12 protein-coding genes are annotated in these 11,809 nt (G+C 74.2%); 7 read left to right on the forward strand and 5 right to left on the reverse strand.

The features are described 5' to 3' along the window. On the reverse strand, window positions 1-524 hold a 524-nt coding region (locus ACWEVO_RS15895), incomplete at its 3' end, for a maleylpyruvate isomerase family mycothiol-dependent enzyme (RefSeq protein ID WP_452308265.1). Window positions 525-620: 96 nt separating this feature from the next. Here ACWEVO_RS15895 and ACWEVO_RS15900 point away from each other — a divergent pair. Together ACWEVO_RS15900 and ACWEVO_RS15905 are read left to right on the forward strand one after the other, a co-directional pair. Then, window positions 621-2,726, forward strand: a complete 2,106-nt coding sequence (locus tag ACWEVO_RS15900; RefSeq protein WP_452308266.1) for a molybdopterin-containing oxidoreductase family protein — start codon at window positions 621-623, stop codon at window positions 2,724-2,726. 96 nt (window positions 2,727-2,822) lie between these two features. Next, window positions 2,823-3,527 (forward strand): CBS domain-containing protein, encoded by a 705-nt coding sequence (locus ACWEVO_RS15905; RefSeq protein WP_452308267.1) that lies wholly within the window; start codon window positions 2,823-2,825, stop codon window positions 3,525-3,527. A 43-nt stretch (window positions 3,528-3,570) separates the two neighbouring features. On the opposite strand, the gene ACWEVO_RS15910 is transcribed toward ACWEVO_RS15905, so the two are convergent. From ACWEVO_RS15910 to ACWEVO_RS15920, 3 genes are read right to left on the reverse strand one after another with little or no spacing between them, the layout of a single operon-like run. After that, a complete protein-coding gene (locus ACWEVO_RS15910) occupies window positions 3,571-4,878 on the reverse strand; it encodes an MGH1-like glycoside hydrolase domain-containing protein (RefSeq protein WP_452308269.1) in 1,308 nt (435 codons plus the stop codon). Beyond that, a complete protein-coding gene (locus ACWEVO_RS15915; RefSeq protein ID WP_452308270.1) occupies window positions 4,875-5,693 on the reverse strand; it encodes a TIM barrel protein in 819 nt (272 codons plus the stop codon). Before ACWEVO_RS15915 ends, ACWEVO_RS15910 begins: the two co-directional genes overlap by 4 nt. Continuing rightward, entirely contained in the window at window positions 5,694-6,731 is a 1,038-nt protein-coding gene (locus ACWEVO_RS15920) for a zinc-dependent alcohol dehydrogenase (protein WP_452308271.1), read from the reverse strand. Between the two features lie 121 nt (window positions 6,732-6,852). On the opposite strand from ACWEVO_RS15920, the gene ACWEVO_RS15925 reads away from it, so the two are divergent. From ACWEVO_RS15925 to ACWEVO_RS15945, 5 genes are read left to right on the forward strand one after another with little or no spacing between them, the layout of a single operon-like run. Continuing rightward, window positions 6,853-8,244 carry an ABC transporter substrate-binding protein gene (locus ACWEVO_RS15925; protein ID WP_452308272.1) on the forward strand — a complete coding sequence of 464 codons (1,392 nt, stop codon included), beginning with the start codon at window positions 6,853-6,855 and terminating at the stop codon, window positions 8,242-8,244. Next, window positions 8,241-9,200, forward strand: a complete 960-nt coding sequence (locus tag ACWEVO_RS15930; RefSeq protein ID WP_452308273.1) for a carbohydrate ABC transporter permease — start codon at window positions 8,241-8,243, stop codon at window positions 9,198-9,200. Before ACWEVO_RS15925 ends, ACWEVO_RS15930 begins: the two co-directional genes overlap by 4 nt. Next, window positions 9,200-10,066, forward strand: coding sequence for a carbohydrate ABC transporter permease (locus ACWEVO_RS15935; RefSeq protein ID WP_452308274.1), 867 nt, complete (start codon window positions 9,200-9,202; stop codon window positions 10,064-10,066). Before ACWEVO_RS15930 ends, ACWEVO_RS15935 begins: the two co-directional genes overlap by 1 nt. Window positions 10,067-10,101: 35 nt before the next feature. After that, on the forward strand, window positions 10,102-10,704 hold the full coding sequence (locus ACWEVO_RS15940; RefSeq protein ID WP_452308275.1) for a phosphoesterase PA-phosphatase: 603 nt from the start codon (window positions 10,102-10,104) through the stop codon (window positions 10,702-10,704). 45 nt (window positions 10,705-10,749) lie between these two features. Beyond that, window positions 10,750-11,352 carry a class I SAM-dependent methyltransferase gene (locus ACWEVO_RS15945; protein ID WP_452308276.1) on the forward strand — a complete coding sequence of 201 codons (603 nt, stop codon included), beginning with the start codon at window positions 10,750-10,752 and terminating at the stop codon, window positions 11,350-11,352. Window positions 11,353-11,539: 187 nt separating this feature from the next. Here ACWEVO_RS15945 and ACWEVO_RS15950 read toward each other — a convergent pair. Continuing rightward, a partial coding sequence (locus ACWEVO_RS15950; protein ID WP_452308277.1) for a type VII secretion protein EccB occupies window positions 11,540-11,809 on the reverse strand: 270 nt, incomplete at its 5' end.

The following is an 11,809-nucleotide window of genomic DNA, read 5'->3' on the forward strand; positions in this document are numbered from 1 at the left end:
CCCACACACCAGCGCAGCGCGACCCAGGGGTCGACGTCGGCCAGGCCGGCGGCCACGTCGGGAAAGAGCCGGTCGACGACCCGGGCGCAGGCCGGACGCGGCGGGTCGACGGCCACCCCGAGGCCGACCGCGATGTCCTCCCCGTGCACCAGCACCTCGACGCAGCCCATGGCCGCGAAGCCCTCCGGGTCGGCCTGGCCGCTGGGGTGGAACGCCCGCACCCCGGCCGGGGTGTCGCGGACCACGAGGGCGAGCATCCGGGCCGCGCAGCCGACGAACTCCAGTAGCTGCTCCGGCCGGGTGTCCGGCTCGGCAACCGCGGCGAAGCCGACATACCGGTCCGCCGGACGGGCCACCAACTGACCCGCGAAGGACAGCAGGGTGTCGCCGACGTGCTCCGCGGTCTGCCGGCAGTCCCACTCCACCGCGCCGGCCGGCAGCGACCAGTCGGCACCGGTCACCGGCGACAGCGCCGCCGTCACGCACGACGCGGCTGCCTCCAGGTCGTCAGCGGTGACCGTCATCGCACCTCCTCCGGTACGCCCGTGCGGTCCATGCTGCCCGAGTCGCCCGATCGCCGCCGCCCCCATCCGGTCGGACCTCCTCGGTAGGCTCGCCGCATGGCCCGTACCACCCACCCCGGCGCCTGCCCGCTGGACTGCCCGGACACCTGCGTCTGGCAGCTCACCGTGGAGGACGGCCGGGCCGTCGCGCTGCGCGGCGACCGCGAGCACCCGTTCACCCGGGGCGCGCTCTGCGGCAAGGTCAACCGCTACCTCGACGCGCTCAACGGACCGGACCGGCTGACCACCCCGTACGTGCGCACCGGGCCGAAGGGGGCCGGGCGGGTCTCCTTCCGGCCGGCGAGCTGGGACGAGGCGCTCGACCGGGTGGCCACCGGGCTGCGGGCCAGCATTGAACGGGACGGTCCGGAGGCGGTCCTGCCCTACTACTTCGCCGGCACCATGGGCCTGGTGCAGGGCTGGACGATGGGTCCCCGGCTCTTCGCCCACCTGGGCGCCTCCCGGCTGGACACCACCATCTGCACGGCGGCCGCGCGGGCGGCCACCCGCTCGGTCTACGGCGGCTCGGTCGGCTTCGAACCGGAGTCCATCGTGGCGGCGCAGCTGATCGTGCTCTGGGGCGCCAACCCGCTCGCCACCAACCTGCACCTGTGGCCGTTCGTGCAGCGGGCCCGCGAGCGCGGCGCGTACCTGGTCACCATCGACCCGCTGCGCACCGAGACCGCGGCCCGCAGCGACGAGCACGTCGCCCCGCTGCCCGGCACCGACGCGGCGCTGGCGCTGGGCCTGATGCGGGCCGTCCTGGACGCCGGCGCCGTCGACGAGGAGTGGCTGGCCGCGCACACCGTCGGCTGGCCGGAGCTGGTGGCCCGGCTGGCCGAGTGGCCGGTGGAGCGGGCCGCGGTCGAGTGCGGCCTCCCGATCGCGGTGGTCCGCGGGCTCGGCGAGCGGATCGCCACCACCCGGCCCACCGCCGTCCGGGTGGGCCTGGGCCTGCAACGGCACCACGGCGCCGGCCAGGCGATCCGCGCCATCTGCGCGCTGCCGCTGCTCACCGGTGACTTCCGGTACCCGGGCGGGGGCGCGCTCGTCTCCACCAGCGGGCACTACCCGGTCGACGAGGGCCGCGTGGTGCGGCCGCCGGACCTGCCGGCCCCGCCCGCCCGCTCGATCAACATGAGCCGGCTGGCCGCCGTCCTCACCGGGGAGGCCGACCCGCCGGTGACCTCCCTGGTGGTGTTCAACGCCAACCCGGCCGCCACCGCCCCGGACCAGACCCGGCTGCTCACCGGCCTGCGCCGGGACGACCTGCACACCGTCGTGCTGGAGCAGCGCTGGACCGACACCTGCGACTACGCCGACGTGGTGCTGCCGGCCACCATGCAGCCGGAGCACCTGGACCTGCACACCTCCTACGGGCACCACTACACGACGCTGAACCTGCCGGCCACCGAGGCGCCCGGCGAGGCGCTGCCGAACACCGAGATCTTCCGCCGGATCGCCGCCGCCCTCGGGCTCGACCATCCCCGGCTGCGGGACAGCGACGAGGACCTGGCCCGGCAGCTGCTGCACGGCTCCCCGGTCAGCTTCGAGGAGCTGCGCGAGACGACGTACGCCCGGACGACCGGCGTGGCCGTCGGCTCGGCCCCGTACGCCGCGGGCGGCTTCCCGACCCCCGACGGCCGGGCCCGGTTGCACGACCCGTCACTGGCCCGACTCGGGGTGGACCCGCTGCCCGGCTTCACCCCGCCGGTCGAGGCCGGCGACGCGGCGCTGGCCACCCGCTTCCCGCTGGTGCTCCTCGCCCCGGCCGGGAAGTTCCTGATGAACTCCACCTTCGCCTCGCTGCCCTGGCACACCCGGCGGACCGGGCCACCCCGGGTTCACCTGCACCCCGACGACGCGGCGGCGCGCGGGCTGGTCGACGGCGCCGCGGTGCGGGTGCACAACGACCGGGGCGCGTTCCTGGCCGGGGTGGCGGTGAACGACGCGACCCGGCCCGGGCTGGCGTTCACCTACAAGGCGTACTGGGCGCGGCTGAGCCCGGGGCGGGCCACCGTCAACGCGGTCACCGCGGTCCGCGACACCGACCTGGGCGGCGGACCCACCTTCCACGACTGCCGGGTCGAGGTCGAGCCGGTCCCCGCCGAACTGCTGGCCGTCGACCCACCCGCCGACGCCGAAGCCGTGCCGGTCGGCTGAACCCGGGACCTCCGGCCCCTTCGCCCGGTCCCTGCGCCCCTGCTCCCCACCGCCGCGCGCTCGTAGCGTCGGAGGCGGAGGAACGAGGAGGCAGCCATGCGTACGTGGCAGGTGCAGGACGTGATGACCACCGACGTGGCGTCGGTACGGGAGGGCACGGCGTACCGGGAGATCGTCGACGTGCTGACCGGGCGGCGGGCGACGGCGGTGCCGGTGGTGGACGGGGCGCGCCGGGTGCTCGGCGTGGTGTCCGAGGCGGACCTGCTCTACAAGGTGGAGCTGCTGGGACAGCCGCAGGAGCGGCGCATCTTCCCCAGCCGGCACCAGCGGGAGGCCCGGGCCAAGGCCGGTGCCACCCTGGCCGCCGACCTGATGACCGCGCCCGCGGTCACCGTGGCGCCGGACGCCTCGCTGGTCGAGGCGGCGCGGACCATGGACGAACGCCACGTGAAGCGGCTGCCGGTGGTCGACGACCTCGGCCGGCTGGTCGGCATCGTGACCCGCGGCGACCTGCTGAAGGTGCACCTGCGGCCGGACGCCGACATCCGGCGTGACGTGGTCGACGACGTGCTGCGCCGCACCCTGGGTGTGCCGGACGACGTGGTCGAGGTGACCCTGTCGGGCGGGGTGGTGACCCTCACCGGGCAGCTCGACCGCTGGTCGACCACGCGGCTCGCGGTGCGGCTGACCCGCCAGGTCAGCGGCGTGGTCGAGGTGGTCGACGCGCTCGGGTACGCGATCGACGACGCCCCGATGTCCGCGCTGCGGGCCGCCGCCATCACCCCGGCCGGCATCGCCTGACGGTGTCCCGGCGGGCCGCCGGCGTCGGTTCGACGCCGGCGGCTCAACTCTCCGTCAGGGCGTCCAGCACCAGCGCGGCCGTCCAGCTGAACGCCGGTGAGCCGAGCCCCACCCCGGTGTCCGGGTGGAAGTACTCGTGGCAGCCGCCGCGGGCGACCAGCTCGTACATCGACTCGCGCAGCCCGGCGGCCAGGTCGGGCCGGTGGTGGGTGCGCAGCCCGCGCCAGAGCAGCCAGGCGATGTTGACCCAGCTCGGGCCGCGCCAGTAGCGCAGCGGCTCGAAGTCCGGCGCGGTGCGGTCGTAGGTGGGCAGCGGGCGGTCCATCCGGCTGGCCAGGCCGAACCGGGGCGAGCAGGCCTCGGCGAGCACCGCATCCACCTGGCGGGCGGGCAGGTCGGGCAGGATCAGCGGGATCAGCCCGAGCACGGTCCGGGCCGGGACGAGCCGGTCGGTGCGCAGGTCGCGGGGACGGAAGGTGCCGGTGGCCGGGTCGTAGAGCCGGGTCACCAGCGCCTCGGTGATCCGCGCCGCGCGGTCCCGGTGCGGGCCCGGGTCGGCGCCGACCACGCCGGCGATCCGGGCCAGGGCGTGCTCCGCGACCCCGAGCGCGGCGTTGAGCAGCGGGCACTCCACCAGGAACGGCTGTTCGGCCAGCCGGTCGTCCCGGTAGCCGGCCGCGCGGTAGGCCGCCACGATCGCGACGTAGCGCGCGTAGTCCAGGTCCGTGGGGCGGTGCGCCGCGTCGGCGTGCGTGGTGTCGTGCCGCCGGTACGCGCGCATGACCGCGGCCTCGGCCGGCACCGCGGCCATCGGGCCGTCCCAGGCGGGGCTGTTGTCCAACCCGGATTCCCACGGGTGCACGATGCAGGCCAGCCCGCCCCCGCCGACGTCGCGCCGCCCGGTCAGGTAGCGCTGCTGCGCGACGAGCCGGGGATAGAGCCAGCGCAGCGCCTGCGCCGAAGCCTCGGAGGGGGCCCGGCGGTGCACCAGCCAGGCGGCCGGGGCGTGCACCGGCGGCTGGACGATGCCGGAGGTGGCGCCGGCGGGCGCCCCGGTGGCCCGGGCGGAGTCCCAGAACTCGGGCCCCGGGAAGTACGAGCCGACCCGCAGCCCGGGGTTGAACACGATGTGCGGCACCCGCCCGTCGGCCCACTGGGCGGAGAAGAGGGTGCGCAGCTCCCGCCAGGCCCGGTCGGGGCGGACGTGCGCCAGCCCGACCGCGATGAACGCCGAGTCCCAGCTCCACTGGTGCGGGTAGAGGGTGCGCGAGGGGACCGTGTGGTCGTGTTCCCAGTTGGCGTCCAGCGTGGTGACGGCCAGCCGGCGGAGCAGGGCGGCGCGCTCGCTCACGCCGCCGCCCGCCACGGCCCGGCGTGGCCGAGCACGGCCGCGGCCTGACGCAGCGCGGCGACCGGTTCGCCGCGCAGCCGGCACTCCAGGGCCAACCAGCCGGGATAGCCGATCTCGTCGAGGGTGCGCAGCAGCGCCGCCCAGTCCAGGTGCCCGGCCCCGGGCTGGTACCGGTTGGAGTCGCTGACCTGCACGTGCCCCAGGTACGGCGCGGCGGCGCGCAGCGCCGCGTGCACGTCGTCCTCCTCGATGTTCATGTGGAAGGTGTCGGCGACCACGCGGACCGAGGGCAGGTCGACGGCGCGGCACAGCGCGACCGCCTCATCGAGGCGGTTGACCATGTGGTCCTCGTACCGGTTGAGCGGTTCGAGGAAGAGGGTGACGCCCTCCGCGCGGGCGTGCTCGCCCAGCTCGCCGAGGGCGTCGACGAGGACCTGGCGGTCGCCCTCGGGCGGGCGGGGCGGCTCGAACGGCGGCAGCCGGCGGGAGAACATCCCCCACGCGGCGGGGGTCATCGCGCCGATCCCACCCAGCTCGGCGATCACCGAGAGCTGGGAGCGGAGGTTGTGCACGGCGTCCCGCGAGCGTTCCGGGTCGAAGTCGCCGATGAAGTGGTCCATCTCGACGCAGACGGTCGGCATGACCACCCCGTCGGCGCGGGCGCGGCGCAGCTCCGGCAACCGGCGGGCGAGGGCGAGGTCGCCCCGGCCGCGCAGCTCGATGCCCTGGTAGCCGAGGGACACGGCGAGGGCGTACTTCTCGGGGAGGCCGGCACCGGGGAGCAACTGCTCCTGGCAGGCGAGCGGAATGGCCATCTAGAACCTCAGCACCACTTGGAGGACGTCACCGTCACCGCGGTCGAGCAACGCCAGCGCGTCGGCCACCGCGCCCGCGTCGACGACGTGGCTCACCAGCGGCAGCGGGTCGACGCTGCCCTCGGCCACCAGGTCCATGAAGGTGTGGGCGATCCGGGGCCCGGTCCACCGGCCGGCCGTGCCGGGTGCCGGTACGGGCCCGGAGACCTGGGCCGCCACCAGCTGGATCCGGTTGTGGTGGAACTCCTCGCCCAGTCCCAGGCTGTGGGCGTACCCCTGGTAGAAGCCGGCGGCCACCACCCGGCCGGCGTGGGCGGTGGCCCGGATGGCCTCGTGCAGCGCCGGGTACGACCCCGACAGCTCCAGGCAGACGTCGGCGCCGCGCCCGTCGGTGGCCGCGCGCAGCACGGCGGCGGCCGAGTCGGCGGCCGCGTCGACGACCCGGCGGGCGCCCAGCCGGGCGGCGTGCTCCAGCCGGCCCGGCACCCGGTCGACGGCGACCACCCGGGTGCCGGAGAGGACGGCGAGCCGGGTGCCGAGCAGGCCGATCACCCCCTGCCCGAAGATCCCCACCCAGTCGCCGAGGTGCAGGTCACCGGCGAGCACCGCGGTCAGCGCGATGGCCCCGGGGCGGGCGAAGACGGCGGCGAGGGGGTCGAGCCCGGGGGCGAGCGGGGTGACCGCCCCGGCCGCCACCACGGCCTCCGCGCGGTGCCCCCAGATCCCCCAGACCACCTGGCCCGGGTGGCGGTCGGCGATGTCCGGGGCGACCTCGACCACCTCGCCGACCTCTTCGTAGCCGAAGCCGACCACCGGGTACGCGGGCGGGGCCTGCCGGGGCACGAACATCCGGGCGGCGTCGTCCCAGTCCTTGCTGAGCCGGGGGTTGCTCCCCCGGTAGAGGGTCAGCTCGGTGCCGGCGGAGATGCCGGAGTAGCAGGTGCGGACGCGGATCTGGCCCGGGCCGAGCGGGTCCGGGGGGCAGGGCTCGAGGCTCACGCGCCGGGGCCCGGCCAGAGAGACAACCCAGTTGGCCATGGCGTCGCTCCGAGGGAAGTGCCGGCTTCAATTCTAGCCGAAGAAATCAGCATATGTGGTTAGATTGATCAATAGATGGGTATGGAAGGCACGCCGTGCTCTCTCGAGAGGAGTGCCACCGATGCCATCACCCTCGCGCCGGCTGCTCGCTTCCACCCTGATCCTGGCATTCGCCACGACCGGGCTGGCCGCCTGCGGCGACGACGGACAGAAAGCCGACAGTTCCCAGCTGACCGTATGGAGCCTGGAGGACGTGGCCGACCGCGTCAACGCCACCAAGGCGATCATCGCCGACTACACCGCGAAGACCGGGGTGAAGGTCAACCTGGTCACCGTCAACGAGGACCAGTTCCCCTCGCTCATCGCCTCCAGCGCCGCGGCCGGCGACCTGCCCGACGTGGTCGGCTCGGTCTCCCTCGCCGGGGTCCGCACCCTCTCCGGCAACGACCTGGTGGACCCGGACGCCAACAAGGCCGTCGTCGACAAGCTCGGCAAGGACACCTTCTCGCCCCGCGCCTTGGAGCTGGCCAGCGAGGACGGCAAGCAGCTCGCCGTCCCCAGTGACGGGTGGGGTCAGCTGCTGGTCTACCGCAAGGACCTGTTCGCCGCCGCCGGCCTGCCCGCCCCCGACACGTACGACAAGATCGCCGCCGCGGCGGCGAAGCTGAACACCGGCGGGGTCGCCGGCATCACCGCCGCCACCGCCCCCGGCGACGTCTTCACCCAGCAGACCTTCGAGCACCTGGCGCTGGCGAACAACTGCCAGCTCACCGACGACTCCGGAAACGTCAAACTGGACTCCCCCGAGTGCGTGGAGGCGTTCCGCTTCTACGGCGACCTGATGCGCAACCACTCCGTCAAGGGCGCGCAGGACGTGGACACCACCCGGGCCACCTACTTCGCCGGCAAGGCGGCCATGCTGATCTGGTCGCCGTTCATCCTGGACGAGCTGGCCGGGTTGCGCAACGACGCCAAGCCCACCTGCCCGCAGTGCCAGTCCGACCCGGCGTTCCTGGCGAAGAACAGCGGCTTCGTCACCGCGATCAAGGGCCCGAACGGCACCGAGCCCGCCCAGTACGGCGAGATCAGCTCCTGGTCGGTGCTCGACGGTGCGGCCGACTCGGCGAAGTCCTTCGTGGAGTACATGCTCTCCGACGGCTACCCGCGCTGGTTCGGCATGTCGCCGGAGGGGCGCGTCCCGGTCCGGACCGGCACCGCCGAGGACAAGCAGAAGTTCCTCACCGCCTGGAACAGCAGCCAGGCCGGGGTGGACGCCAAGAAGCCGCTGTCGGCGGTCTACGGCGACGACGTACTCGCCACCCTGCGCAAGAGCCCGGACACCTTCCACCGCTGGGGGCTGCCGCAGGGCCAGGGGAAGCTGGTCGGCGCGATCCTCGGTGAGCTGCCGGTGCCCAAGGCGCTCGCCGACGTGATCGCCGGAAAGTCCGACGCCGCGGCCGCCGCCAAGCGGGCGCAGCAGGACGTCGAGGCGATCAAGAAGGGCGTGAATTGACCACCACCGCGCCGGAGGCCGGCCGCTCCCCCGCCCGGGAGCGGCCCCGCCCCGGCAGACGCCCGCTCACCCTGCGCCGCCGCGAGTCCCGGGCCGGGCTCGCGCTGGTCACCCCCACCCTGCTCGTCGTGCTCGCGGTGATCGGCATCCCCATCGTCTGGACGCTCGTGCTCGCCTTCCAGCGGGTACGCCTGGCCACCCTGCGCAAGACCGGCCTCTTCGGCGAGCTGACCCTGGACAACTTCGACCGGGTGCTGCACACCCCCGGGTTCGCCGACACGCTCTGGACCACGCTGGTCTACAGCCTCGGCGGCACCGCCGGGTCCATCCTGGTCGGGCTGGTCGCGGCGCTGGTCGTCCGCCGGCCCTTCCCGGGCCGCACGGTCGTCCGCGCGTCCATGCTGCTGCCGTACGTGGCGCCGGTGGTCGCGATGGCCTTCGTCTGGCAGGTGATGCTGGACCCGCAGCTCGGCATCGTCAACGACTGGGGGCGACGGTTCCTCGGCTGGGACTCGCCGATCCCGTTCCTGTCCCAGGAGTCCACCGCCCTCTGGACGGTGATCGCGTTCGAGGCGTGGCGGTACTTCCCGTTCGCCTTCCTGTTCCTGCTGGCCCGGCTCCAGGCCGTACCGGCCGAGCTGGAGGAGGCGGCCCGGGTGGACGGGGCCACCCCCACCCAGCGGTTCCGGCACATCCTGCTGCCGCAGCTGATGCCGGTGATCGCCCTGCTCGGCGTGCTCCGGTTCATCATGACGTTCAACAAGTTCGACGACGTCTACCTGCTCACCGGCGGCTCGGCCGGCACCGAGGTGGTCAGCGTCCGCGTCTACCAGTTCCTCACCGCGCGTACCGACATCGGCGCGGCGGCGGCGCAGGCGGTCGTGCTGGCCGTGGTGCTGATCGTGTTCGTCGCGATCTACCTGCGCTTCTTCAGCGGCCGACGGGAGGAGGCGTGATGGACCGGGACCGGATCGAGACGGTGAGCCTGCGCTGGCTGCGCCGGCTGGTGATCGCCGCCTTCCTGCTGGTCACCCTGCTGCCGTTCTGGTACATGCTGGTGCTCTCGGTACGACCCATCGAGCGGCTGCTGCTCGACCCGGGCTCGCTCTGGGTGCCGCTCGGCGAGCTGACCGTCGCCACGTACGCCGAGGTGCTCAGGTCCGTCGAGCACGGCGGCCAGGGCTTCCTCACCTTCATCCGCAACAGCGGCGTGGTCGCGCTCTCGGCCACGGTGCTCACCCTGCTGGTCGCCATCCCCGGCGCGTACGCGGTCTCCCGGCTGCGGTTCTTCGGCCGGCGGCAGGTCAGCGCGCTCTTCCTGGCGGTCTACCTGTTCCCGTCGATCGTCATCGCGATCCCGCTCTTCGTGGTCTTCACCCGGGCCGGTCTGCGCGGGTCGCTGTTCGGGCTGGTGCTGGTCTACATCTCGCAGACCCTGCCGGTCTCGGTCTACATGCTCAAGAACTACTTCGAGACCATCCCGGTCAGCCTCGAGGAGTCCGCCGCCATCGACGGGGCGGGCCGGCTCGGGATCATCCGGCGGGTCAGCCTGCCCCTGGCCGCACCGTCGGTGATGGCCGTCGCCCTGTACGACTTCATGATCGCCTGGAACGAGTTCCTCTTCGCCCTGCTCTTCCTCGTCGACCGGCCCAACCGGTGGACGGTGTCGCTGGGGCTGTCGCTGCTGTCCGACGGGGTCGAGGTGCCGAAGACGGTGCTGATGGCCGGATCGGTGATCCTCACCCTGCCCATCGTGATCCTCTTCTTCGCCAGCGAACGCCTGCTCACCGAGGGACTGACCAGCGGGGCCGAGAAGGGGTAGTTGACCTTGCCCGGCTCGGCCCGCAGGATGGCCCGGTGCGAGCGACCTCGGAACGGACCCTCGGCCCCCGGTTCGCCCGGCTGTTCACCGAGGTGCTCGCACCGGCCGTCCTGGTGACCGCCATGATCCTGGTCGGGGTCGCGCGGGTCAGCCGGTCCTGGGGGGACGCGCTGGTCTGGGGCGGCACGGCGTTGTTGTTCTGCGCCGTCATCCCGATCGCCGTGCTCGTGTACGGCGTACGCCGCGGCACCCTCAGCGACCGGCACATCGGCGACCGGACCCAGCGCCTACGGCCGCTGCTGACCGGCCTGGCCTCCGTGGCGGTCGGGCTGGCCCTGCTCGCGGCGCTGAAAGCCCCGACGGTGCTCTTCGCCGTGGTCGTCGTCATGTTCGTGGTCGGCGCCGTCTGCACGGCCGTGAACCACTGGTGGAAGCTCAGCATCCACGCCGCCTGCGCGGCGGGCTCCGCCACCATGCTGGTGCTGCTCTTCGGCCCGGCCCTGCACGTCGGGTGGGTGCTGGTCGCGGCGGTCGCCTGGTCCCGGGTCGAGCTGCGCGACCACACCTGGCCGCAGGTCGTCGCCGGCACCGTCGCCGGGATCCCGCTCGCCGCCGCCACCTTCCTCGCGCTCACCTGAGCCGTCGCCCGGCGGGCGGTCAGCAAGATCAGCTACCGTGACGGCATGGGCAAGCCGACGCGTTGGGTGACGGAGACCAAACCGGGACACTCGCAGTGGTACATCGACCGGTTCCGCCGGCTCGCGGCCGAGGGGGCGGACCTGGCCGGCGAGGCGCGGCTGCTGGACGCCCTGGTCCCGCCGGGCGCCCGGATCCTCGACGCCGGCACCGGCACCGGCCGGGTCGCCGCCGCGCTGGCCGCACGCGGGCACACCGTGGTCGGCGTGGACGCCGACCCGGCCCTGATCGAGGCCGCCCGGGCCGACCACCCCGGCCCGCGCTTCCTGGTCGCCGACCTCGCCGAACTGGACCTGGCCGGGCAGGACGAGCCGGAGCCGTTCGACGCGGCGTTGATCGCCGGCAACGTGATGGTCTTCGTCGCCCCCGGCACCGAGCGGGACGTGCTGTCCCGGGTCGCCGCGCACGTGCGGCCGGACGGCCTGGTGGTGGTCGGCTTCGACACCCGCCGCGGCTACCCGCTCACCGACCTCGACGCGGACGCGGTGGCGGTCGGGCTGCGGGTGGAGCACCGCTTCGCCACCTGGGACCTGCGCCCCTGGCGCGACGACGCCGACTGGGCGGTGACGGTCCTGCGCAAGCCGCTCTGACCCGGGGCGCCGAAGGATTGACCGACCCGGCCGGACGACGTCACCGGCCGTCCGGCCGAGTCGGCAGGACCAGTGGGGTCGGGCATCGCCCGGCGAGGGCAACCCGCCGGCAGCCGACCGGTCCTGGCGGCGACCAGCAGGGCGGCGCGCTCGACGACGAGCAGCATGGCGGGCGGCCGGGTGGGGATCAGGCCGGGGCGGCGACGGCGCGGGCGGCGGCCGGGTCGAGCGGGCTGCCGGCCGGCACCAGGCTAACCACGCTCGCCGGCAGCCGGACCGGCCGGACGCCGGCGTAGCCGAGCATGCCGAGCACGTCGCCGCCGGTGAGGACGTACCGCCGGCCGAGGTCGGTGACCACGCTGACCGCGCCGCCGGTGGCGCCCGGCGCGGCGACCGACTCGACCACCGCGCCCCGGCCGGGCTCGACCACCCCCGGGTCGGTGTGGCCGCGGGGGCC

It is taken from the genome of Micromonospora sp. NPDC003776, assembly GCF_053605645.1.